This is a genomic window from Rhizobium sp. NPDC092011 (genome assembly GCF_044756305.1).
GTDB lineage: Bacteria > Pseudomonadota > Alphaproteobacteria > Rhizobiales > Rhizobiaceae > Rhizobium.
In genome coordinates this window covers 135,888-158,956 of record NZ_JBIVSO010000008.1, presented here as the reverse complement: position 1 = coordinate 158,956, position 23,069 = coordinate 135,888, and the positions used below count along the sequence as shown (strand labels likewise).

Sequence of the window (23,069 nt, the reverse complement as noted above, 5' to 3'; positions counted from 1 at the left end):
ACTAATCCATTATCATGTGGCAAGCCTTTCACTGCAGTTACCTGAGGGTAAGATGAATAGCTGCACATCTGGATTGCACTTATCTACCTTCCTGATGGCTTAGTGAGCCTAGTTAAAGATGAGTATAATATCTGTATTGTGAAAATTCATATCTAAACTCCTACTCACTTTGAGGTAGGCCTCTAATATTTCATCTATTTTGACCCTCCGCTGCTAGTACGAAGGGTTCTCTTGTTCGGCTCTCGCCAGGCGGCCTATTAAAAGGCTTGAGGGCGGCGAATAGTCGCTTGCCCCGTCTTGGAGAACAGGGAGGATCGACATGAAGACGATTGGAGCTCTCGCCATTCTTCTGGCAAGTACTTCATTGGCACTTGCGCAGCCACCATCAACACCGGCTGACAATGAATCATTCATTGGTCAGATGGGCGCCTTCAATGGCGCGTTCGTCAGCCAGGACACTGGCAACAACCAGGCGCTGACCCTTCAGAACGGTGTCGGCAACTTTGCGGTCACCAATCAGGACAAGGCGAAGTCCAACACATCCGACATCCTGCAATTTGGCGCCGGCAATTTTGCTGTCGCTGACCAGAAGGGCAAGACCAACGACCAGAGCACGCTTCAGTTTGGTACCTTGAACTTCGCGTCGACACGCCAGCGTGACGGCGGGCAGAACAACTCTACAATAGGCCAATTCGGCTTCGGCAATGCCGCATTCGTGGATCAGTCCAAGGGTGACAATTCCCAGGATACGCTCCAGGTCGGCGGGTTGAATTTTGCCTCGACCACCCAGACCAACGGTTCCCATGGCTCGAACAGTTCGGACACCATGCAGTTCGGTTGGGGCAACGGCGCTGTTGTCGGCCAGGACGGCGGCAGGAACGACCAGACGACGCTGCAGGTGGGCGTCGGCAATTTTGCCGCCACCTCACAATGGGGCGTCATCGGTAGCAACGGCAATGCCTCTTCCACGACACAGTTTGGTTGGGAGAACGTGTCCTTTGCCAGCCAGGCCGGCGGCAACAATTCGCAGGACACATTCCAGGCCGGCGGGCGTAACTTTGCCGCGACAAGCCAGTCGTCGTTCTTCGGTGTAAATAAAGCAAGCACTGCGCAATTCGGCATTGGAAATACCGCACTGACGGCACAGATCGCCAATCCGCTCGGTTCCAACGATTCCCTCATCGTGCAGGCTGGCTATCACAACACGGCCATAGCATCCCAGTCCGGCGTACAGGGCGGCGGCTTCCAGCTCGGAGGCTCCAACCTCCAGGGGACCGTTCAGATCGGTACCGGGAACTATGCACTGACTTCGCAGACCAGCTCGAGTTCGGTGACGAATACGTCGGTGACGGCACAGTTCGGTTATAGGAACGTCGCCGTCACGGTCCAGCATTAAAGGGGACGATAGGGGAGGCGAAACGAAATGTCCGCCTCCTCTTTCCAAAGGATCGCGTCCGCTGCACTGGCGGTCGCCGGCTACCAGTATTCATCGGCTTTTGGAACTCGTAAATCTCTCTTCCTTTGCGCCATGGTGCTTTCGTGCGCGGTTCCCGCCGCCTCGCAAGCAGGGACGGAATGTCTGATTGCGACAAGCAAGAGAGAGCCGTTTCTGGTGGTGCAGGTGATTGGCAAGTCGACCACGGCGGCATCGGGGACATACAGGCTGGTTCTTCTCACGCATGGGGCCGGCGGCACCAGTGAGAGCGTTCAACAGGGCAGTTTTGATCTGCAGCCCGGCTCGGATCGCATACTCGCCACGACGATGGTCGCTGTGGCAGACAAGGTTGACGTGAGTGCGAGACTACAGATCGAAACCGATCGAGGTGCATCACAATGTGGGTTATCGGAATGAAACGCGCATGCCGTTCGGGACTGGTGCAAAGTCTCGGCATAGCGCTGGCTGTTTTGCTTCTCCAGACGGCAGACGAATGCCGAGCCGAGACTGCCTATGTGGTTCAGATCCCGGTCAACGTGACGACGACGTTGACATTCAACAGTGGGACGCCACCGCAGCAGACGGAGCAATATCACAACCCCGCGAACCATATGACGGCTGGTATCCCGGGCTTGCCCGAGGCCGGAGGCACGGTCCGCGGCAACAATCTGGCGCAAACGCTGGAAATCGGCATGCGTAACAGCGTCTATCACCTTCAGAGCGGCGCAGGAAATATCTCAACTGCCGGCATCATCGGAAACTACGGCAATATAAACGTGCTCCAAGCCGGAAATAATCTGAGATCGAACGTCGTGCTGCTGAACGGCATTGGCATGAACGTAAGCGTACTGCAGCCCGCAGGTTCCGCGCCGGTCAATGTGTTGATCGCGCGATTGCCAGGCGGTGGGCTGCTTATCAAGCGTTGAGTGGGCGTAGTTGCGTCCGGGAACCAGGGAGAGGAATGACAATGATCGTACGTGCGGCAATTATCGCGGTTGGTTTGACCGCCGGATTGGCAGCGTCAACATCAGCGGGACAGCTGGTCTATCAGCCAACCAATCCGACATTTGGCGGCAATCCGCTAAATGGGTCATTCCTTTTGTCGACCGCACAGACGCAGGGAGATGGCGTTAAGTCCGGCCAACAGCAGACGCCGGATCTCTCGGGCCTCAACAGTGCATTGAGTAATCTTGGAAACGTAAATCAGGGAGCAGGCTCAAGTGGATCGTCTCCGGTCATCGTGATCCAAAGCGGGCAGGTGCCCACCAATCCCTAACCGAATTGACTGCGTAACTTCTCAATTCCTTATGGGGGCGATTCAATCGTAAAGCCATGTCGCGTTTCGGTTTTCCCATTGCAGCCATCTTATGCGGATTAGGTCTGGGAGGCTGTGCTGCCGCGGGCAGCAGCCTTGATCCGATGAGTACTCCAGCAACACTCATGCCCGCCACGAAGACGGGTGTAGCCCTGGAAAGTCTGCCGCAACCCAAGCAGAAGCTTGATGTCGCGGTATACTCCTTCCCCGATCTTACGGGACAGAACAAGCCCAATGAAAACTTCGCCGAGTTTTCGCGCGCCCTGACCCAGGGCGGCGCCCAAATGCTGGCCGACGTCCTGACCAAGGCGGGTAATGGCCAGTGGTTCAGTGTCGTGGAGCGAACCGATCTGCAATCACTGCTGCAGGAGCGTCAGATCATTCAGAACACCCGGTCTGCGGTGTACGGCGCAAAGGCGGGCGGCATACCGCCACTGCGCTTTGCCGGCGTCCTGCTCGACGGTGGCATCATCGGCTACGATTCAAACGAAACGACGGGTGGCATCGGCGCCAACTATCTCGGCATCGGCGGAAACACCCAGTATCGCAAGGATATAGTAACGGTATCGCTGCGAGCCGTCAGCGTCAGCACGGGGCGCGTCCTCGCCTCCGTGAGCACCACCAAGACTGTCTATTCCGTGCAATTGCAGGGATCGGCATTCCGCTTCGTCGGCGTCGACCAGTTGCTCCAGATCGAAGGTGGTGTTACTCGCAACGCGCCGACAACCCTGGGGGTTCAGGAGGGGATACAGCTCGCCGTCTATGCGCTGATCTTCGAAGGCGTCAAGAATGGGCTGTGGGAGTTCCAGGATGCCGCCGCTGGAGCCGCATTCATGCGTTATCTCCAGGAACATCAAAGGGCCATGACGTACAAGCTGGACAGCAATGGAAGGCCTATCGCGCCGGCGGTCGATCTTCAGCAGGCCAGCGCGGCGCCGCCTGTGGTCGCGACGGCATCCAAGCCGCCCGTGGTGGCCGACAAGCCGAAGAGCCTGTGACCGCTAGCGATGCTGGATCATCTTTCGGCAAATATCGGATTGCGCGTTCTCAGGTCCGCAGCTCACGGTTCCGTTCTGCGTGGTGTCGCTTGAATTCTGTTTGGTCAACGTCTTGGCGGCGTTTGCCTTCTCAAGATTGCTGTTCTTCCGAATGGGAACGTTGCCGTTTACCTGGGGGATGCGAGTTTCGGAAAATCCGGAATGTCGGAGAACGGACTGATCGACGGCAAATGCATCCGCCGAGCCGAGCGTGCCGGCGAGCAGGCCAAATAAGGCGGCGATAATCTGATCGGTATGTCTCATCTCGATGTTGCTCCTCGATCATCAGAGTAGTGAGGTCGACATCTTTGGAAGTGCCGCTCACAAGGGCCCAAACGGGGGCGGTGGAGTGCGTTCAGTGTCCGACTGTGCCTTGTCCTACGGTCGGCAGGCTATTGTCCGCGGGCGCAGGTGCTGCTCGTTCGGTAACGCCGTTGCCCACGCTTGGAAAGATGCTGTTTGCCAATGCGGTCTGTGGCCGGACGCTTGGCGCTGCTCGTGGTCGATGCGGCGGCTTCCGGTGCTCGGTCGGCAATTGCTGTGCCGGCACCACGGAGGTCTCCGGGAGCTGTTCGACGAATGCAGGATTGGTTTTTTCAGGAGGTGCCTGTTGCAGATAGCTTTCACCAAATAGCGGGCTGCCGCTCACCGCGAACAGCGCAACGATAGAGTATTTTGCGATGATCATCGACATCATCCGAGCATATCCTTCTGCGCGCCTGAAGTAATAATCCTAAAACAGCGACATAAACTATATAATAGTTGAAATATATAGAATATAAAGTGAAATTTAAATGGAATTATTTCCGATATAATTGTACGATTAGCAGAAATATGCAAATAAAATATTGGAGGGGTGTATGCGCTTATCTCGGCAACCTGCAATCTTCTGTGCGACGCTTCTGCTTTCGCACGTGTTTGCATCCTTTGCACTCGGCGCTGACAACGATGCGGCGAAACCACAAGCCGATCCTCCCAAGGAGGAATCCCGACCTGGCAACACCGTTTTACCGAGCAGCGCGTCGACAAATGCCCCGGCCGCCGCGCCGCTTGCATCAAAAGTGACGGAGCAGCAGTTTGCGGCCTGGACGCTGCAATGCAGTACGGATGCATCCATGAAGCCTCCATGTCAGATCATGTATCGATTGACGTCGCCCGATCAAAAGCAGGTATTCATGGTGATCAGCATGGCGCGCTCTGCCGACAACAAGATTGGCATGCAGATGGCTCTCCCGCTGGGATTTGCTATTCAGGGGGGCGTAAAGATCGGGTTCGGCACCAAATATTCGACGGTTGCGAAGATATCGCGTTGTACCACGCAAGGGTGCCTGGTGGAGGGGCTCTGTCCGCCTGGAATGCTCGATGTCCTGATGAAGGAAAAGTCAGGAAAAGTCTCTATTCGGATGATGCAGGGAAATGCCGCGGAACTTCCCGTATCTCTCGAAGGGTTCAACGCTGCCTATCAGGCAATGCGAGCCAAGAATGGCTAGAGCATGTCGCGCAAAAGTGTGCAGCGGTTTTGCGACTACGACATGCAACAGGTCTCGAACCTGCCAAGGGTGTGCTCTTTTTGGGGCCGCAGGAGAGCAAGCAGGGCTGTCTGGCGCGCATGATCGGGTCCAACCGGTAGAGGTCGGCGCATCATGTCCGATACAGTGACCTGACATATCTGACAGCAATCGCGGCAACAGCTTCGATGCAGCAATTGCCGGGAGCTTTGTCAATATGTTGGCACCGCATCATGCCTATGCGAGTTGATCCTTGGCCAGGTGATAGAAGTACATGGCGCCCTGATGCAGGATATCATCGTTGAAATCATAGGTCGTTGTATGCAGGCCGGCACTGTCGCCGTTGCCGATGAGCACATAGGCGCCGGGAACCTTTTCCAGCAGGAAGGAGAAGTCTTCGCTGCCCATCAAGGGAAAGTCGAGTTCTTTAAACGCATCCTCGCCGAAACGCCTTATGATCGTCGATCTCGCAACGTCCACTGCCTGTCGGTCATTGATGGTGGCCGGATAACCGACCTGCCAGTCGAACGAGATGTCGGCACCGTAGCTTTTGGCCTGTAGTGTCGCCACCTGCTCGACGCGCTCGCGTATCTCCTCGCGCACCTTCGGGTTCATCGCCCTCATGCTGATCTCAAGCACGGCCGTATCGGGAATGATATTGGAGGCCGAACCAGACAGGAAGGCACCGACGGTGACGACCGCCGGCTGGTGAGGAGAGATATTGCGCGCAACCAGCGTCTGGAGCGCCATGACGATGCCGGAGCCGACGACTACAGGATCGACGGTCAGCTCCGGCTGTGCCCCGTGGCCGCCTTTGCCCTTGACGGTTACCGTCACCACATCGATCGAGGCTGCGATCGGTCCGGCTCGGGTCGTGAAGGTGCCGGCCGGGATGCCTGGCCAATTGTGCAGGGCAAAGACCTGATCGCAGGGAAAGCGCTCAAACAGCCCGTCTTCGATCATCAGCTTGCCGCCGCCGAAGTTTTCCTCGGCCGGCTGGAAGATGAAATACACGGTACCAGAGAAGCTCTTGTCATTGGAGAGTGCCCAGGCCGCGCCGAGAAGCATGCTGGTATGGCCGTCATGGCCGCAGGCATGCATGGCGCCGGGATGCTGGCTGGCATAGGGAAGATGGGTTTCCTCCTGCATCGGCAGGGCGTCGAAATCGGCGCGGAAACCTATGGCGCGATTGCTATTGCCGGCCCGAAGAGTAGCGACGATGCCGGTCTTGCCGAGGCCGCGCGTGATTTCGAAGCCCCATTTTTCGAGCTGGGCGGCAATGAAATCAGAGGTCTTGAACTCGGAAAGCCCAATTTCCGGAATTCGGTGCAGATGATGCCTGATCTCAACGAGTTCCGGCAGGAAATTCTCGAAATCGCTATTGCTCATCACCGTTCTCATCCCATCCGCAGAAATTGACGAAGCCGTTCGGATTGCGGGTCTCTCATGACATTCTCAGGAGCACCACGCTCTTCCACCAGCCCCTTGTGAAGGAAGATCACCTCACTCGAAATGTCGCGAGCGAGCGCCATCTCATGCGTGACCATCACCATGGTGCGTCCTTCTTCGGCGAGCTTCTTGATGACCTGAAGCACCTCGTTGACGAGCTCGGGATCGAGCGCCGAGGTTGGCTCGTCGAACAGCATCACTTCGGGTTTCATGGCAAGCGCGCGGGCGATGGCCGCACGTTGCTGCTGACCACCGGACAATTGCGCCGGATATTGGTCGCGCTTCGGCGTGATGCCGACTTTCTCCATGAGCACCTCCGCTTCGGCGATCGCCTCCTTCCGCGACGTGCCGAGGACGTGGATCGGCCCCTCGATGATGTTTTCGAGGATTGTCCGGTGGGACCAAAGATTAAAGCTCTGGAACACCATGCCGAGGCGCGAGCGAATGTGCTCAAGTTGCCGGGGATCGGCGGCATGCATCTTGCCGCCGCGTGAGGGCGCCGTTCGGATAACCTCACCCGCAACCGAGATTTCGCCCTGATCCGGCGTTTCGAGATAGTTGATGCAGCGAAGCAGCGTGCTCTTGCCAGAGCCACTGCTGCCGATCAGCGAGATGACGTCACCCTTTCGGGCTTCAAATGAGATACCCTTCAAGACTTCGACACCGCCGAAGCTCTTGTGGATGTCCTTCACGGAAAGTGCAGTCTCGACCATTTCAATTCCTCCCGAGGCTTGCAAGCTCACGCTCGAGCGGCGCGATAGCGCGTCATGCGGAACTCGACGACGTTCATGATCCGGGTCAGGATGAAGACCACGGTGAAATAGATGATGCCGGCGGCGATCAACGGTTCGAAGATCAAGAGCGACTGGCGCTGCAACATCCGCGCCGTGCCCATGACCTCAAGAATAGTGATGGTCGAGGCAAGAGACGTGGTCTTCAAAAGGATGATCAGATCGCTCGTCAGCACCGGCATGCAATGGCGGAACGCTTGCGGCAGCGTGACACGGCGTAGGATGGTCCAACGCCTCATGCCGACCGACAGCGCGGCTTCGATCTGACCGCGCGGGATTGCCTGGATCGCACCCCGAATGACCTCCGCATTGTAGGACGCCTGGTTCAGGCTGAGTGCGGCGATTGCGTACCACAATCCGTCACGCAGATAGGGCCAGAGGAAGCTGTGGCGAACCCAGGTCCCGGGCAGAATCTGGCCGAGGCCGTAATAGATCAGATAGATCTGCACCAACAGCGGCGTTCCGCGAAATGCAAAGGTGAAGGCAAAGGCGGGCCACGCGAGAAGCCTGTATTTCGACAGACGGGCAAGCGCGGTCAGCGTACCGATGACGAGGCCGAAGATACCAGCCGTTGCCGTCAGCAGCAGCGTCAGCGGCATCGCCCTGATGAGGGCGGGCAGGAAGGAGATGACGTTGGTGATCGTTTCCATCAGCGATGCCCCCGGTTGAGGTGGTTTTCGATACGGCTGATGATGAAGACGGAAACCAGCGTGATCAGCAGGAAGAGCAGGGCCGTCAGGCCATAGAAGAGAATATATTGCTTGGTGCTGGCGGCTGCGCGATAGCCCGTATAGAGCAACTCGCTAAACGAGCCGAGCACGGAGATGATGGCGCTTTCCTTGGTGATGGACAGCCAGAGATTGCCCATGCCGGGGACCGCGTGGCGCATCATTTGCGGGAGGACGACGCGTGTCAGGATCTTGCGCCGCCGCATGCCGATCGACACGGCTGCCTCTATCTGGCCGGGGGGCACCGCCAGGTAGGCGGAGCGCAGAACTTCGGTCATAAAGGCGCCGGAGACGAAGGCGAGTGCGATGATCGCCGCCCAGAAGGGGCTGAACTGGAAGTTGTCATCGACGAGGCGGGTATATTTCAAAAAGCGCTCCGCGCCGCTGGCAACGGAAAAATAGAGCAGAAGGATGACCAGCAATTCCGGAAGCGAGCGGACGACGGTCGTGTAAAGTCCGGCAAAAAAGCGAAGCGAGCGATGATGTGAAAGCTTGCCGGCCGCTCCCAGAAAGCCGAAAATCACGGCCACGATGTAGGAGATGATCGATACCTGAAGGGTCATCAGCAAGCCCCAGGCGAAATTCGCGCCCCAGCCTTCCGGCCCCCAGCCGAGCAAGTGCCAATATGTGTCCATGCGTTTTACCTGCTCTATGCGGCTTTGCCTGTTGCAATCAGCCGGACGGCCCAACAGGCCGGTATGCGGGATCAGGCGTCGTCTGCTCCTCGATGCTGCGATGAGGCTTTGGAAGCGATCTCACGACAGGAGCAAGAAAGGGCGCCCCGGGCGCGGCCAAGGCCACGCCCGGTGTCACGCGATTACTTCTTGCCGAAGATCCACTTGTCGACAAGCTTCTGCGTCGTGCCGTCCTTGTTGAGCTCGGCAAGCGCGCCGTTGACCTTGCCGAGCGTGTCGGCATCGCCCTTGCGAATGGCATAGGCAACGCCTTCGCCAAGAGCGGAGTTCTTCGGCACTTCGAGCTTTACTTCATAATCGGCGCCGGCGGCCGACTTCAGGAACGTCTGAATGTAAAGATCGGGGATGAGGACATAGTCTACGCGACCGGCAACGAGGTCGGCGACGGAGTTGTCGGCGGTGTCGTAGCTCTTGGCCTCTGCACCCTTCAGATATTTCGCGACATAGGCAGCCTGAACGCTTGATGTCTGGACGCCGATAATCTTGCCCGACACGATCGAGGGATCGATGATCTTGCCCGAACCGTCGGGAGCGTCGATTGTCGCGATCTTGGTGCTGTCGGATTTGGCGCCGACGAAGGACGTACCTTCGGTGTAGTAGGGCGTGCTGAAATCGACGACCTTGCGGCGATCATCGGTGATCGAGAAAGCGCCGATGATGAAATCGACCTTCTTTTCGTTCAGCGACGGGATAAGACCGTCCCAGGCCATCTGCTTGATGTCGCACTTGATCTTCATCTTTTCGCAGACGGCGCGGGAAAGATCGGCTTCCAGGCCCTCCCATTCCCCGGCTGCGTTCACCTGCGTGAACGGCATGTAGGGCTCGGGCGTCATGCCGAGGCGGATGGTATCCTCGGCATGAGCAAAGCCGGCGGACAGTATCAGTGCGACACCGGCGATGATTTTCGATTTGAAGCTGTGCATTCTGTTCTCCCGTTTGTTCTTGAGTTTGCTTATCGGCCGTTGCGGAACCAGCGCAGCGACATGCAGGACAGGCCTGCATCGATCTTTCCGATCTCCGTGGTCTTCATCGGCACGACCTTGTAGCCGAGCTTGTCGAGCATCTCGATCGTGCGCGGGAAGTCGGAGCCGACCATGACGACATCATTGACGCGCAAGGCGTTGGCGGCCGGCTCTTCGCCTTCCGGAATGATGATCTGCTTGAAATCCTTGAAGACGCCGGAACGTGCGAGACGCGCGGTCGACAGGACGTTTTCGTCGTCGAGCAGCGAGCAATCGGTCTTGAAATGCAGCACGCCTTCCGGCGTTGCGACGATCTCAGCCTTCCGGCCGAGTTTTTCGATGCAAGCGGACAGAGCCTCGGCGCCGACCTTGTCGGTGCGTGCCGAAAGGCCGATCATGACGCTCTTCGGTGTCGTCAGCACGTCGCCGCCATCGGCAAAGCCCGGGGTTGGCAAATCGAGCACAGTTTCGAACATGCCGCGCAGTGTCGGCGTGATTTCGGCCGTTTCACCGACACGGCTGATTGCGCCCGGGCGAAGCAGGATCGCGCCTTCGGTAAAGACAAGGGCAGGATCCTCGACGAAGATCGAGTCTGGGAAGGCTTCGAGCGCGGGAAGAACCGTCACTTCGACGCCGGCGTCGCGCATGGCGGCGATATAGGCATCGTGCTCGGCCTTGACGCCTTCGAACGTCGGATTGCCACGATCGTCGGCGCGAAGGCCGTTGACGACCGAGCGCGAGGGTTCGCGCACGATGACGGAATTGAAGTGATAGACTGATCTTGCTTGCGACATTGCGGGTACCTTTACTTTTGTACGGGCTTCTCTATCCGGCTCAACCGGCGGCGTAAAGCAATTGTGTGGCTGCCGGTTCGCGACGCGACAGGTGAATGCCAGCGAGCATGCAGCGGACAGATCCGCCGGCAAGTTCGATGGTCGAAACATCGAATGGCAGCAGTTGTGCCGATTCTTGGATGTCGGCGATCTGGGCGGCATCGAGTGCCGCGTGAGCCCTGGCGGACAGCACGACCAGCCTGCCGTCCCGCCCGTCCAGCTCGATGGCATTGCCGGCGAAATTCTCGATCTGCTCGATCGAAAGATCGATCACCTTGCGGCCAGTCTCTTCGAGACGCGCAATGATTTCTCGCCTGCGCGCGACATCCGGGATCATCTGAGATCCGAGAAGCGCAAAGTCGGTGCCGATGCACATCAGGACGTTCGTGTGGTAGATCGCCTTGCCGTTGCGGTCGACGGCGTCGAAGACCATCGGCTCGAAGTTGAAGTGGGTGCAGAAGCGTTCCAAAGCCACTTCGTTGGTGCGGTTGGAACGGACGGCATAGGCAACGCGACCGATATGGTCGAGCACCATAGCGCCGGTGCCTTCGAGATAGACATGGTCTTTTTCGAGACCGGAATAGTCGATGACGTCCTGGACGCGGTAGTCCGTCTTCAACATTTCGATCACGTCGCTGCGCCGTTCGGACTGGCGGCTGGCCGAATACATCGGATAGATGGCGACATGGCCGCCGGAATGCGTCGAGAACCAATTGTTCGGGAAGACGGAATCGGGCGTTGCCGCGGTCTTGTCTTCGAACACATGCACCGTTACGCCGGCCGCCGCCAGGCCCTCAGCCATATGCGTGACTTCCGCGAAGGCTGTGCTCGCGATTGCCGCTGCTGCCCGCTTTTCGTCATTCGATTGGAACGAATTGTCGTTGGCGGTCATCGGATTCGGGGTGAAGTGATGCGGCCTGATCATGACGACGGATTTCGGGGCCTGGACGGATAGTTTGCTCATTCTTCAGGCGATGCTCCGCTGATGAATCGTTGTTAGGTGATGCGACGGGCCGCGGAGATCGTGTGTGCCTTGCGACATGATTCCTTCCCGCGACTTGGTCTTGCCGTTAAATTGCTCGAAGCGGTCAGGCCGACCAGCGCAGGTCGAAATGAGTGTCTTGGCACGGATACCGAAATAGCCGACAAGCTGAGCCGTCTTCTTGCAATCATCCCCGCGATCGGAATGCGGCTCGATACGATCATCGAGATCACGCAGCAATGTCATGATGTCGACCGGACAGACCAATGCATTAACGCCGCCAACATCTAGAAATTGAACCATGTTTCCAGTTCCGCAAGGAAGTTTGATGAGGCAGCGTAGGTAGCCATAGCGTCAGTTAAAATTCGAGAACTGTAGAAATTTTGACAATAAATCTGGCAAATTGCCTAGTCGCTTTGCGCAGATTTATACCCCTCGCGATCAGGCGCCCCATGGTGTGCCGAACGCCGGGTTCAATTCCGCCGAATGATGGCAGTCAGCGTGCGGCCGAGATTGCACGCCGCGGTCGGCATCGAAACACGACGATCGCTGCCGTAGGAAGGAAGTTTGTCTGTTGGAAGCCTGCGATTGGGCGGCCGGTCGGCGGGCTTGTGACCACCGCAATTATCCGGATGCTGGTAGTTGCCATCGGGGATCGGGGTTGCTGCGCAGTTTTGCCAATGTGGGCCTTTGCGGTTATGGAAACCGCACGATAAATTTGCATGATACCGCAAAAGCACCTTATCAGTTCCCCAAACACCGTGCTAACGATGACTGCTGAAGGCGCTTGCCGCCCGACAGCTCTAAGGAGAATGAGACAGTGACGGATTTTCTTCAGAAATGGTCTTCCAAGAAGGCTGATAAACCCAAAGCAGGAGCGAAAACTGTCATTGACACCTTCCGCGCCAGAATTGCGGAACAGAAGGCCTATCTCGAAGAGTATGAGCGCGATGTCGACGGCTTCAGCAAATGGCGCTCGACCTGGTTTCAGCGCGTGCCGGGCGGCTTCGGTGTAACCGTTGGCCGCGACTCGGTGAATGCCGGCAAGGGTTTGAGCTACGTCGTCGTCGAAACCCTCAAGGATGTCGCAGAGTTTCTCGATGATCTCGCGCATCACGCGCAGAACGATACCGGCTTCCAGCAGGCCCTCGAAAGCAACCGCCAGCGCCGCGCCGCGCTTTTGAACGCTGGAAAGACCGGTGCAGTTGCCGCTTCGAAGGCGGCAAAGCCCGCCGCTGCCAAAGCCCCGCGGGCGAAGGCTGCCGCGGTTGCCGCCGAAGGTGACGCGAAGCCGAAAAGAGGCCGCAAGTCCAAAGCTGAGACGACGACGAACTGACGTCAATCAGCCTCAAGTGAATTGACCTATTGAGAGGCCGGAGTTTCTGAAGGATTCTTCGGCCCTTAATTTTTTGAGTGGCTGTCAGCATCGAGCCTCACTCATCAGTCTCGATCCGACCCACCGCCAGCGACGTCAACTGAGGGATAATCCAGGCAATGTTGAACACATTCCCCAACAAGGCGGGAACGGCTGGAGAGGTCGCTGCGGATGCTCTCTGGATCGATCTGCTCAACCCCTCCGCCGAGGAGATCGCTGCAGTCGAAAAGCTGCTCGGAGCAAAATTACCATCCCTGGGCTCACTCAGCGAGATTGAGGTATCGAGTCGCCTCAGGAAGCAAAACGGCATGCTCTATATGAGCACACCCTCGGCGGCCCGCCGTCCCGAAGGTGTGCAGGCAACCCCGCCATTGGGATTTGTGCTGTCGGCCGACCGGCTGGTCACTGTTCGATTCATGCAGCTGCCGACCTTCGATGCGATTGCCGGTAAGTTTGGTGGCGATCAAGACGCGCCGAAATCGAGCCTGGAAGTGTTCGTCCTGATTTGCGAAGAAATCGTCGACCATGTTGCCGACATTCTGGAGCATTTGGCTGCCGAGCTGAATGGCCTGTCTGTAGACACGTTCCGCGCCGACGATACCCGCGGTCGCCATCCCGCGCGCGCCAATCGGGTTTTACGTGGTCAGTTGCAGCAGGTCGGTCGCCTTGGCGAGCGTCTTTCGGAACTGCGCGACGGCCTCCTGGGGCTCGGGCGCGTCATTGCCTATGCGGAGCAATATGCCTGCGATTGGGACGGTGGAACGCTGAAGCCACGGGTCGGCAGCCTGCGACAGGACGTCCACTCCCTTTCGGATTATGACGAGCAACTGGCCAATAAGGTACAGTTCGTCCTGGATGCGCTGGTCGGCCTGATCGGCATAGCGCAGAACGATATTTTCAAGGTTCTGACGATCGTCTCGATCGTCGGCATCCCGCCGACCCTGATGGCTGGTGTTTATGGGATGAACTTCAAAAACATGCCGGAATATGATTGGGCCTGGGGCTATCAGTTCGGTTGGGCGGTGATCCTGCTCAGTGCCATCATCCCCTTGGTCTGGTTCAAGGTGAAAGGCTGGTTCTGAGCCAGGTAATGACGGCGAACGGCCAATCCGCGAGCAGGTCAATCGATCGCGAACTCAGCCGCGGCGAAGGCGAGCATGGTCGGCACGATCGAAAGGCCGGAAGCGGAGGCGCCCGCCAGGATGCCTGATATCATCAGACGGAATGATGCCAATGGAGGCTGCCGCCAAGCCCGGAAACGCTCGCTCCTGTCCCAAAGAGGATCTCTCGGGCAAACTCTGGGCGATTTTTACGAGTATTGTGCCGGCGGTCTTCGTTACCTCTGCGACAGGATCCAGTCTCGCACGATTGCGACTTCAGGCCGCTTCAGGCTCGGCTCCGGCGTCATCAGCATATAGGGCTGACGGATCGGCAGGTAGATGCCGAAAGGCTCGACCAGAGTTCCGTTGGCCAGTTCCTCTTCGATCATGAAATTCGGAATGAGCGCAAATCCGGCACCTGCGATGCAGGCCTCGACGGCGAGGAAAATGAGATTGAAGGTGATGGCGAAATGCAGATCCACATTGCCGAAGCCGGTCTCGAGGAACCACGCCGCCCAGCCGACGTCATGCCAGCCCGGTTCCATGAACTCGATCTTGATCAGCGGCTGTCCGAAAAGGTCGGCAGGCGTCGGCTGCTTCGGCAGGCGCTTAAGGAACTCCGGAGCGCATACCGCGGCAAGATGCCCGCCTAGCAGCAGATCCTGCTGCATGCCTGCGACATTGCCGAGCCTTTGATAAATGGCGAGATCGGGCGGCGGATCCTGAACATTCCACCGCTGCGGAAGGGCTGAGATGCTGACGGATATGTCGGGATGGACCTGATTGAAACGCGCCATGCGCGGTGCAAGCCATCGCGAGGCAACAGAGAATTGCGAGCGGATCAACACCTGGCTTTTCATCTCGCCCGCGCGGGTGGAGAGCGAGGCGGATGAGATCTGATCGAAAACCGCGCCGAGCTTCTTGGCATAAAGCAGACCTTTTTCTGTCAGGGTGACGCCATTGGCGCGGCGCTCGAACAGCGCTCCTCCAACCCATTCTTCCAGCTGTTTCATCTGGTGGCTGATAGCGCCTGCGGTAACGCCGAGCTCGGCTCCGGCCTGAACGAAACTTAAATGTCTCGCAGCGGCTTCGAACGCTCTCAATGCAGTCAGAGGTGGTAGATGACGAACCATAGGTGGCTTAATTTTTCTAAGGGTGGTTAGGAAAAATATTGGTTTGCGCCAGAATTCGCGCTCTGATTTATCTTTGTCAACGATCAAGATGAGGGAAATTATGTCTCGAGTGGCTGCTTTGGAAATTGCTCGTGCCTATGGTTCGAACGGGCGCTTCCTCCATGATCTGGCAAAGAGGGTCGCTATTCCCACCGAGAGCCAGAATGCAGCCCGCATTGACGATTGCTACCGATACCTTGCTCATTTTGCCAATGATCTGGAACAGCTTGGCTTTGACCGTCAGATCATCGACAACGAGGCGCCAGGCGGCGGGCCGTTTCTCATCGCACGCAGGGTCGAAGACCCGGTACTTCCGACCTTGCTCGTTTATGGCCATGCCGATGTCGTGCTTGGCATGGAGGGGGCATGGAGCAACAATCGGGATCCGTGGACGATCTCTGTCGAAGGCGATCGGATCTTCGGACGCGGAACAGCGGACAATAAGGGGCAGCATACGATCGTGGCATTGGCGGTCGAGGCCGTATTGGCCGCACGCCAACGGCTCGGATACAACCTCGTCTTTCTGTTGGAGACCTCCGAGGAGACCGGCTCGGCCGGGCTCTATGAAATCTGCGAGAAATATCAGCATATGCTGAAGGCGGACTGGTTGATCGCCTCGGATGGCCCAAGGTTGCTCGCCGATCGGCCGACGCTTGTCGGCGGGACGCGGGGAACCTACGATTTCGATCTGATCTGCGATCTGCGCGCCGGCGGACATCATTCCGGCAACTGGGGCGGCCTGATCGCAAATCCGGCGACGATCCTCAGCAATGCGATAGCCGCTCTCGTTTCCGAACAGGGGCACATAAGGGTGCGCGGCATCGTTCCCGCCGTCATACCGCCAGCGGTCTCGCAAGCCTTGCGGACGATCGAGATCAAGGAGAATCCCGAAGGACCTAAACTCGATCCCTGGTGGGGGGAGCCGGATCTGACGCCAGCGGAACGTGTCTTCGGCTGGACCTCCCTGGAGGTTTTGGCGATGACTGCCGGTACACCTGACCATCCGGTCAATGCCATCCCGCCAAAAGCCTGGGCTCGCATGCAGATCCGCTACACGGTGGACGTCGATCCCACTCGGTTTCACGATGTGATCCGGGAATTCCTCGACCGCAAAGGCTTCGGCCAAATCCAGGTGGTCACCAGCTCTTTCGAGTATGATTGGGGCGCCACCCGGCTTGACCCGGAGCATCCTCTGATGACATGGGCCGCCGCATCCATCCAAAGGACAACAGGGCAGGTTGCGACCATTCTCCCCAATGCTGGCGGTTCCTTGCCCAATAATTGTTTCGCCGATCTTCTTGGCATACCGACGGTCTGGGTGCCGCATTCCTACTCAGGCTGCAGCCAGCATGCCCCCGACGAGCATCTGCTGATGCCGCTCGTCTCTGAGGGGCTGGCGATCATGACGGGCCTGTTCTGGGATCTGGGGGCGGACGATCAGCCGCCAAGGCTCGGCTGACATAACGACAATCGGGAGCAGGAAGGCCGATGATCACGAATTGATCCTCGGCGATAGAAGAGAGTGGGGAGGAGCAAATGAACCTGTTGAAATCATGGGTGGCTATCGGCGTAGCCATAGCCGCCGCAGCTTGCCTTGGCGCCGTGGGCGTCGGCGCGCAGGACGGCACAAAGCCGGAGGTGCGGATCGGCACGGAAGGTGCTTATAAGCCATGGGCCAGCATGGAGGCCTCCGGCGAACTGGTGGGTTTCGACATCGATCTCGCCAAGGCCGTCTGTGAAGAGATGCACCGGTCCTGCCGTTTCGGCACGCAGCCATGGGAGGGCCTGATCCCGGCACTTGAGCAGGGCAAATATGACATCCTGATCGGCGGTATCTCGATTACGCCGCAGCGCGCAAAACGGCTGCTGTTCACACAGAGCTACGGCAATTTGCCGATCAATGTCGCAGCCCGGAAGAGTGCAGGGCTGAATGGCGCAAAGTCGTGGCCGGAATTGAAAGCCGCGTTGAAGGGCAAGGCCGTCGGTGTTCAATCGGGCACGCAGAGCCAGAAGTTTGTCGATGCGGAGCTGGGCGGCGACGTGACCGTGCGGCTTTACGACAATCAGGATAGCCTCAATCTCGATTTGTTGGCCGGTCGCGTCGATGCGGCCGTGGCCGGACGTTCGCCCTGGGTCGATCTGGTCCGCTCGAGCAGCGGGAAGGATGTCGAGGTCCTCAGCCCGGACCTCACCTTCAAGGATTTTCCTTACCTGGGCGTCGGCGTCGGTGGATTGCTGCGCAAGAACGAACAGCCGTTACAGGGCGATTGGGACAAGGCCCTTTGTACGCTCAAACGAAAGGGCATCGTCAGTCAGATCTCTGAGAAATGGCTGGGCTTCGACATTGCGACGGCGCCTGATCCGGATCGTTGCAAGGAAGCCGGTTGATGAGCGGGGTTTCCCTTGCCGCTCTTCTGCCCTTCGACGCGTTGGCATGGAGCAAGCCCTTGCTTAAAGGGCTTGGCGTGACCGTGATCTGTGCGCTGCTTGGCTATCTGTTCGGCGCGCTGCTCGGCCTTTTCATTGCCTTCGCCAAGCTTGGGTCCTCACGGCTCCTGTCGGCTACGGCGACGCTTTACACGGTGCTTCTGCGCGGGGTGCCGCCATTGCTCATCATCTTCCTGTTGTTCTTCGGCACCAACAGCCTGTTGATGTGGATTGCGAGCGGCTTCGGATACAATGACTATATTGAAATCGATGCATTCTTCATCGGCGTCATCGCCGTGACGCTCGTCGTTGCGGCCTATAGTTCGGAAGTCTATCGCGGCGGGTTCAAGGCGGTGCCGGCGGGCCAGTTCGAGGCATGTCACGCCCTCGGGCTGAGGCCGATGCACGGGATGATGTTCGTGGTCATTCCGCAAATGCTTCGGCTGGCGCTGCCCGGGCTCGGCAATGTGTGGATCATGGCGATCAAGGAGACGACACTCCTGTCGATTATCGCCGTCAACGAGCTGATGCGCGTCGCAAGCACCGCCGGACGTACGACTGGGCAGCCCTTCCTGTTTTACGGGCTTGCCGCCCTGGTCTATTTCTCGATCGTCCTCGTCTCGAACCAATTCTTCCATTGGGTGGAAGACAGATTGAGGCATCGTTGATCGCATGGATACGGAGGAATTTCTCTATATCGCCGGAAAGCTGTTGGGCGCGTCGGTGGCAACGCTCAGCCTGACCGCCTGTGTCGTCCCCCTGGCTTTCGGCTTTGGGGCCCTGGCATCATGGGCCAGATGCTCTCGTTATCGCATTCTACGGGCCTTGGCTGACCTCTACGTCTTGATTTTCAGATCGACGCCGATGCTGGTGCAGCTCTTCGTGCTCTATTATGGATTGAGCCAGTTCGAGGCGGTGCGCAGCAGTTTCATCTGGCCCGTGTTGCGCGATCCATATGTCTGCGCGGTGTTTGCAATGGCGATTGGATCGGGAGCCTATGTCGCCGAGGTCATGCGGGGCGCCCTCGGCGCGGTGCCGAAAGGGGTGACGGAAGCAAGCACATCGCTTGGCATGACCCGCATCAAGACATTTTTCCTCATCACCCTGCCGATCGCCGCGCGCAGTGCCATCCCCGCATCGAGCAGCGAGATCGTCATCGCCATCAAGGCGACATCTCTCGCCTCGACAGTGACGATCATGGAACTGACGGGCACGGCGAGAGATCTGATGAGCGAGACCTACGATGTGATCGAGGTCTTTGTCATGGTGTCCGCCATCTATCTTGTCCTCAACGCAGCCATCATGTTGCTGTTCAGGACGATCGAAGCGCGTTTTACAATTCCGGGATATTCCGCTTAGCTTATTCGTCTTCGTCCGCTTTCTGCTGGCAACAAGACGCGATCTCGATCAGGATATCACCAGCATCATGGAGGCCCAGAATATGCTTGCCCGCTCGATTTTTATCGCCGGATTTCTCATCGCTCTTTCCCTAATGCCGACCGAGGCGGCGCTTGCTCGTGCTTCCCATGCGCAGGTCGGGGTGGGCGCGCAATATGACACGACCCATGTCTATGTCGATCCAGACAAGGTGGACGCTTTCGTCACAAGTTTTCTCGGCACGTTCGGCGGCACGAGCACGAAGCAGGCGGTTGTGACTGTGACGCCGACGACGAGCAGCACGACGTCGCAACTTTTACAGACACCGGTTGGAACCGTATCGCTCTTCGGCTTCAAGACGCCAATTCCCTATCCCTTTGGAGCGGAGCGCACCGGCTATCTGGTGAGCGACCTGGACAAGGCTGTCGCAGCCGCCCGCGCCGCAGGCGCTTCGGTCGTCGTCGATACCTTCCCCGATCCGATCGGCCGCGATGCGGTCGTTCAATGGCCCGGTGGCATCAACATGCAGCTCTACTGGCATACGGCCAAGCCAAACTATCCCGCCCTCGGCACGGTTCCGGATAATCGGGTCTATGTGTCTCCGGATGTCGCCGACAAGTTCGTCAGGGCTTTTCTTGCCTTCTCGCAGGGCAAGGTTGTTTCCGATGAGCAGAAAGCTTCCGGCGCCGAAATCGGTCGTCCCGACTCCGCATTTCGCCGCATTGGCATCGAGTCCGTCTTCGGCAATATGGTCGTACTCGTCACGGACGGGCATTTGCCGTACCCCTACGGCCGCGAGACGACGGGCTATGCGGTCTCAGATCTTGCCGCGACGCTGGAAAAGGCCAAGGCAAAGGGCGCAGCCGTCCTCATTGGTCCCTACGTCTCCGACAAACGACAGGCGGCCATGGTCGAATTCCCCGGCGGTTATATCGCCGAGATCCACGCGGCCGCATCTCCGTGATCCTCGACCCCGTACGGTCCCATGCCGAGACTGTAAGAGGTTGATCACCCTGCCGCCGGATGAGACGTCGCGTGACTTCATCCGTGATGAGGGTTTCCAGCTCGTGGCACCCGTCGGGACATTCTGCCGCAGTAGGGCCCGGGATAGATGTTTGCGATAATCATGAGCCTAGCGTTATAGGTCTTACGCTTGCTGGGGGAGCCAAATGCCAACGACCGCACTCGACTTTAATTCTGAGCTGCATGCGCGGCCGTCGATCTATTTTTCCGGTCCCGCCATTGTCGAGCACATTGCGCTTTCCGCATCTGCGACGGCGGCCTTCAATCCAAGCCATTCCACAATCGACGCCGATGATGGTGCCGCCGGCGCCTCGACCCAGGTCGAGTTTCATACGGAATTCGTCACCGTAACGCGGGTGACCCCTCTTGAAAGAGAGCCGCAGGAATGGCCGAAGGGCAGCCTTTCGACAGACGAGGCGGCGCGATTGGCGGGGCTGACGGATTGGTCGTTTATCTGCCGATTGGAGGTCCTTGTCTGCGGGGCCGCTCCGGCCGAACTGGGGCCGTTTCTGTCGGCATTTCACTTTGGCGATACGGCCGCCTCCACGATTGGTGGCGGAGCGGCATTGGTCTGTTCGGATTTCCGCGTGGGAGAGAGCAACTCCAGCCGAACCGTCCTGTTCAACAGCGATCTGAACGCTTATCGTCTGGGGCGCATGATCCGGCGGGTCTATGAGATCGAGACCTATCGCGTGATGGCGCTGCTGGGGCTGCCCGAGGCGCGGCGGCTTGGTCCGGCTCTCGGTGGCTACGACAAGAAGCTGGTGGAGTTGACCAATCGCCATGCGACGATCTCCGCAGAAGAGCACAAACGTCTTCTCGATGAGATCTCGCAATTGTCAGCCGAAGTGATTTCCGCGGCTGCGCAGACGCGCAACCGCTTTGGCGCGACGGCGGCCTACGCCAAGATCGTCGAGGAGCGCATCGTCGAATTGCGGGAGACGCATGTGCCCGGTTTTCAGCGTTTCGGCGTGTTCGTTGCCCGACGGTTCAAGCCGGCGATACGAAGCTGCGAGGCGACGGCATTGCGGCTGGAGCAGCTTTCGCATGCGACGATGCATCTGATCGATCTGCTCCAGACCCGCATCCAAGTGGATATCGAAGTGCAAAATGCGGTTCAGATTCAGGCGATGGCCGAGCGGGCGGAAACGCAGGTCAAGATCCAGAGGGCGGTAGAAGGGCTGTCGATCATCGCGATCAGCTACTATCTTCTAAGCCTGATCAAGGTCGCGTTCGAGACCGCCGATCATGCCGGGCTTCATATCGATCCGATCTATATGCTGATTTCAATTCCCGTGGTCATCGGCGCAGTTGCTCTGGCGATCCTGAGAGTAAGGCACGCGCTCAAGTCATAGGGTCGCTCTGTTAAAGCCTTGCGGGGCTGATCCATGTGCCCGAATGCGAGTGTCCCGGCTCCGTCCTCGCACAGGTTCTAACCGCATCGCATGGAAATGGGAGAAGTCGGTTGAGAATCATTGATGTCAACGAGCGGCTGTTACCCCTCTCCAGATACGCGGATCGCAGTTCGCTCACGGGTGGTCTGACCACGAGTATTGTCGCCGTGACGACGGACATATTGCGGGACGGCAGGCCCGTTGTCGGATACGGCTATGCTTCCGTCGGCCGGTTCGGGCAGAGCGGCCTGATCCGCGAGCGCTTTGCGCCTCGTCTTCTAAGCGCGTCGCAGGATCTGCTGATCACCGAAGCCGGTGACAATATCGATCCGTTCCGAGCGTGGACGGTGATGATGACGGGCGAAAAGCCGGGCGGTCATGGCGAGAGATGTGTCGCGGTCGGCGCATTGGACATGGCGATCTGGGACGCCGCTGCGAAGATTGCGGGCTTGCCGCTCTTTCGTTTTCTTGCCCAGCGTCTCAACCGAGCCGTCGACGATCGTCCCAAGGTTCGCGTCTATGCGTCCGGCGGCTACCTCCATCCGCAAAACGATCTTGGCAATCTGGCCGACGAAATTCGCAGCTTCGTCGATTCAGGCTTCGAGGACGTGAAGATCAAGATAGGCGCGACGGGCCTGAAGCGGGATCTTCAGCGCGTCGAGACGGCAGTTTCGCAGCTCCCGGACAGCAAGCATCTGAGCGTCGATGCGATGAATGTCTACGGTCTCGAGCAGGGGCTTGCTGCAGCGTCGGCGCTCGCGCCCTTTGGGCTTCGCTGGTTCGAAGATGTCTGCGATCCGTTGGATTTTCCGGTTCAAGCCTGCATTGCCGAAGCCTATGCGAGCCCGCTTGCCGCCGGTGAAGCTCTGTTTTCGCTCGCGGAAGCCAAGCTCCTCGACCGCCACGCAGGGCTTCGTCGCGCAAAAGACATTCTCGTCTTCGATCCGGTCCATTGCTATGGCCTTCCGGTATATATCGACATTGTCGATCATCTCACCTCTCTCGGGTGGGCGCGCAATTCCTTCTGGCCGCACGGCGGGCACTTGTTCTGCCTGCATGTGGTTGCCGCGATGGGGCTTGCCGGTGCGGAGCTGACCCCGCTTGCCTTCTATCCGTTCAATGGACTTTTTGATGGAGCGGTGATCGATGAGGGGTGGACAAGTCCCCCCGATATTCCAGGCATCGGGTTTGAACTGAACGATGGCGCCTGGCGCGAATTTCAGACGTTGACCTGACTTCACGGCAAGCCGGAACGAGCCCTTCGGTTCCAAGTCAGCTGACCATGCCTTGCTTTATCACCGAAGAAAACAGGATTCACACGGCCAGCAGGCAGAGGACAAAACCGATCCCACCCCACATCGATATGTTCCGGCCGTGCGCCACCATCATAGGCGTAGTTGCCGTGCAGCGGACGTTAGGCTGCCGCCCCTCGGGGCAGGCGAGAGGAGTGCGGTTGGATTTCCTGA

At 58.4% G+C, this 23,069-nt stretch carries 26 protein-coding genes; 15 read left to right on the top strand and 11 right to left on the bottom strand.

All coding sequences use genetic code 11. The features are described from left to right. The first annotated feature begins 319 nt into the window (after nucleotides 1–319). From ACIQJ2_RS26565 to ACIQJ2_RS26545, 5 genes are all read left to right on the top strand, one after another. Nucleotides 320–1,396 carry a hypothetical protein gene (locus ACIQJ2_RS26565; RefSeq protein ID WP_199149580.1) on the top strand — a complete coding sequence of 359 codons (1,077 nt, stop codon included), beginning with the start codon at nucleotides 320–322 and terminating at the stop codon, nucleotides 1,394–1,396. Between the two features lie 27 nt (nucleotides 1,397–1,423). Then, the gene (csgH, locus tag ACIQJ2_RS26560; protein ID WP_400670577.1) at nucleotides 1,424–1,852 is read left to right on the top strand and encodes a curli-like amyloid fiber formation chaperone CsgH; all 429 of its coding nucleotides are present in this window, start codon (nucleotides 1,424–1,426) and stop codon (nucleotides 1,850–1,852) included. Beyond that, the gene (locus tag ACIQJ2_RS26555) at nucleotides 1,849–2,361 is read left to right on the top strand and encodes a hypothetical protein (RefSeq protein ID WP_400670575.1); all 513 of its coding nucleotides are present in this window, start codon (nucleotides 1,849–1,851) and stop codon (nucleotides 2,359–2,361) included. Before csgH ends, ACIQJ2_RS26555 begins: the two co-directional genes overlap by 4 nt. 41 nt (nucleotides 2,362–2,402) lie before the next feature. After that, the gene (locus ACIQJ2_RS26550; protein WP_199149583.1) at nucleotides 2,403–2,711 is read left to right on the top strand and encodes a curli assembly protein CsgF; all 309 of its coding nucleotides are present in this window, start codon (nucleotides 2,403–2,405) and stop codon (nucleotides 2,709–2,711) included. Between the two features lie 143 nt (nucleotides 2,712–2,854). Then, the gene (locus ACIQJ2_RS26545) at nucleotides 2,855–3,748 is read left to right on the top strand and encodes a CsgG/HfaB family protein (protein ID WP_400670570.1); all 894 of its coding nucleotides are present in this window, start codon (nucleotides 2,855–2,857) and stop codon (nucleotides 3,746–3,748) included. A gap of 3 nt (nucleotides 3,749–3,751) precedes the next feature. On the opposite strand, the gene ACIQJ2_RS26540 is transcribed toward ACIQJ2_RS26545, so the two are convergent. Further along, a complete protein-coding gene (locus ACIQJ2_RS26540) occupies nucleotides 3,752–4,051 on the bottom strand; it encodes a hypothetical protein (protein ID WP_400670568.1) in 300 nt (99 codons plus the stop codon). 91 nt (nucleotides 4,052–4,142) lie between these two features. Then, nucleotides 4,143–4,484 carry a hypothetical protein gene (locus ACIQJ2_RS26535; RefSeq protein WP_400670566.1) on the bottom strand — a complete coding sequence of 114 codons (342 nt, stop codon included), beginning with the start codon at nucleotides 4,482–4,484 and terminating at the stop codon, nucleotides 4,143–4,145. A 217-nt stretch (nucleotides 4,485–4,701) separates the two neighbouring features. Between ACIQJ2_RS26535 and ACIQJ2_RS26530 the strand changes: the two genes are divergently transcribed. Then, nucleotides 4,702–5,277, top strand: coding sequence for an invasion associated locus B family protein (locus ACIQJ2_RS26530; RefSeq protein WP_400670564.1), 576 nt, complete (start codon nucleotides 4,702–4,704; stop codon nucleotides 5,275–5,277). 255 nt (nucleotides 5,278–5,532) lie between these two features. Here the strand turns inward: ACIQJ2_RS26530 and ACIQJ2_RS26525 are convergent, their stop codons facing one another. The 8 genes from ACIQJ2_RS26525 to ACIQJ2_RS26490 all read right to left on the bottom strand — a co-directional run bounded on the left by ACIQJ2_RS26525 (nucleotide 5,533) and on the right by ACIQJ2_RS26490 (nucleotide 12,038). Beyond that, the gene (locus tag ACIQJ2_RS26525; RefSeq protein WP_400670562.1) at nucleotides 5,533–6,684 is read right to left on the bottom strand and encodes a M20 aminoacylase family protein; all 1,152 of its coding nucleotides are present in this window, start codon (nucleotides 6,682–6,684) and stop codon (nucleotides 5,533–5,535) included. Nucleotides 6,685–6,692: 8 nt separating this feature from the next. Further along, nucleotides 6,693–7,457, bottom strand: coding sequence for an ABC transporter ATP-binding protein (locus ACIQJ2_RS26520; protein ID WP_400670560.1), 765 nt, complete (start codon nucleotides 7,455–7,457; stop codon nucleotides 6,693–6,695). Between the two features lie 26 nt (nucleotides 7,458–7,483). Then, on the bottom strand, nucleotides 7,484–8,185 hold the full coding sequence (locus ACIQJ2_RS26515) for an ABC transporter permease subunit (RefSeq protein ID WP_199149590.1): 702 nt from the start codon (nucleotides 8,183–8,185) through the stop codon (nucleotides 7,484–7,486). Next, nucleotides 8,185–8,898, bottom strand: a complete 714-nt coding sequence (locus ACIQJ2_RS26510; RefSeq protein WP_199149591.1) for an ABC transporter permease subunit — start codon at nucleotides 8,896–8,898, stop codon at nucleotides 8,185–8,187. The genes ACIQJ2_RS26515 and ACIQJ2_RS26510 overlap by 1 nt, the downstream gene beginning before the upstream one ends. A gap of 182 nt (nucleotides 8,899–9,080) precedes the next feature. Continuing rightward, a complete protein-coding gene (locus ACIQJ2_RS26505; RefSeq protein WP_400670557.1) occupies nucleotides 9,081–9,881 on the bottom strand; it encodes a transporter substrate-binding domain-containing protein in 801 nt (266 codons plus the stop codon). 29 nt (nucleotides 9,882–9,910) lie between these two features. After that, the gene (locus tag ACIQJ2_RS26500) at nucleotides 9,911–10,714 is read right to left on the bottom strand and encodes an arginine deiminase family protein (protein WP_199151021.1); all 804 of its coding nucleotides are present in this window, start codon (nucleotides 10,712–10,714) and stop codon (nucleotides 9,911–9,913) included. A gap of 40 nt (nucleotides 10,715–10,754) precedes the next feature. Beyond that, complete coding sequence (gene ctlX, locus ACIQJ2_RS26495; RefSeq protein WP_400670554.1) at nucleotides 10,755–11,717, bottom strand: citrulline utilization hydrolase CtlX; 963 nt, start codon at nucleotides 11,715–11,717, stop codon at nucleotides 10,755–10,757. A 3-nt stretch (nucleotides 11,718–11,720) separates the two neighbouring features. Next, the gene (locus tag ACIQJ2_RS26490) at nucleotides 11,721–12,038 is read right to left on the bottom strand and encodes a hypothetical protein (RefSeq protein WP_400670551.1); all 318 of its coding nucleotides are present in this window, start codon (nucleotides 12,036–12,038) and stop codon (nucleotides 11,721–11,723) included. 517 nt (nucleotides 12,039–12,555) lie between these two features. Here ACIQJ2_RS26490 and ACIQJ2_RS26485 point away from each other — a divergent pair. Together ACIQJ2_RS26485 and ACIQJ2_RS26480 are read left to right on the top strand one after the other, a co-directional pair. After that, complete coding sequence (locus ACIQJ2_RS26485) at nucleotides 12,556–13,071, top strand: hypothetical protein (RefSeq protein WP_400670548.1); 516 nt, start codon at nucleotides 12,556–12,558, stop codon at nucleotides 13,069–13,071. A gap of 158 nt (nucleotides 13,072–13,229) precedes the next feature. Beyond that, nucleotides 13,230–14,192, top strand: coding sequence for a magnesium transporter CorA family protein (locus ACIQJ2_RS26480; protein ID WP_199151025.1), 963 nt, complete (start codon nucleotides 13,230–13,232; stop codon nucleotides 14,190–14,192). A 254-nt stretch (nucleotides 14,193–14,446) separates the two neighbouring features. On the opposite strand, the gene ACIQJ2_RS26475 is transcribed toward ACIQJ2_RS26480, so the two are convergent. After that, entirely contained in the window at nucleotides 14,447–15,343 is an 897-nt protein-coding gene (locus ACIQJ2_RS26475; RefSeq protein ID WP_400670545.1) for a LysR substrate-binding domain-containing protein, read from the bottom strand. A 100-nt stretch (nucleotides 15,344–15,443) separates the two neighbouring features. On the opposite strand from ACIQJ2_RS26475, the gene ACIQJ2_RS26470 reads away from it, so the two are divergent. The 7 genes from ACIQJ2_RS26470 (at nucleotide 15,444) to ACIQJ2_RS26440 (ending at nucleotide 22,838) form a co-directional block, all read left to right on the top strand. After that, a complete protein-coding gene (locus tag ACIQJ2_RS26470; protein ID WP_400670542.1) occupies nucleotides 15,444–16,841 on the top strand; it encodes a M20 family metallopeptidase in 1,398 nt (465 codons plus the stop codon). Between the two features lie 77 nt (nucleotides 16,842–16,918). Continuing rightward, complete coding sequence (locus tag ACIQJ2_RS26465; RefSeq protein WP_400670540.1) at nucleotides 16,919–17,770, top strand: transporter substrate-binding domain-containing protein; 852 nt, start codon at nucleotides 16,919–16,921, stop codon at nucleotides 17,768–17,770. Continuing rightward, complete coding sequence (locus ACIQJ2_RS26460) at nucleotides 17,770–18,477, top strand: ABC transporter permease (protein ID WP_400670537.1); 708 nt, start codon at nucleotides 17,770–17,772, stop codon at nucleotides 18,475–18,477. The genes ACIQJ2_RS26465 and ACIQJ2_RS26460 overlap by 1 nt, the downstream gene beginning before the upstream one ends. A 4-nt stretch (nucleotides 18,478–18,481) precedes the next feature. Next, nucleotides 18,482–19,168 (top strand): ABC transporter permease, encoded by a 687-nt coding sequence (locus ACIQJ2_RS26455; RefSeq protein ID WP_400670534.1) that lies wholly within the window; start codon nucleotides 18,482–18,484, stop codon nucleotides 19,166–19,168. A 133-nt stretch (nucleotides 19,169–19,301) separates the two neighbouring features. Next, nucleotides 19,302–20,150 carry a glyoxalase gene (locus ACIQJ2_RS26450; RefSeq protein ID WP_400670778.1) on the top strand — a complete coding sequence of 283 codons (849 nt, stop codon included), beginning with the start codon at nucleotides 19,302–19,304 and terminating at the stop codon, nucleotides 20,148–20,150. A gap of 205 nt (nucleotides 20,151–20,355) precedes the next feature. Further along, entirely contained in the window at nucleotides 20,356–21,564 is a 1,209-nt protein-coding gene (locus ACIQJ2_RS26445) for a DUF3422 domain-containing protein (RefSeq protein WP_400670531.1), read from the top strand. A gap of 110 nt (nucleotides 21,565–21,674) precedes the next feature. After that, nucleotides 21,675–22,838 carry an enolase C-terminal domain-like protein gene (locus tag ACIQJ2_RS26440; RefSeq protein WP_400670528.1) on the top strand — a complete coding sequence of 388 codons (1,164 nt, stop codon included), beginning with the start codon at nucleotides 21,675–21,677 and terminating at the stop codon, nucleotides 22,836–22,838. Nucleotides 22,839–23,069 lie beyond the last annotated feature (231 nt).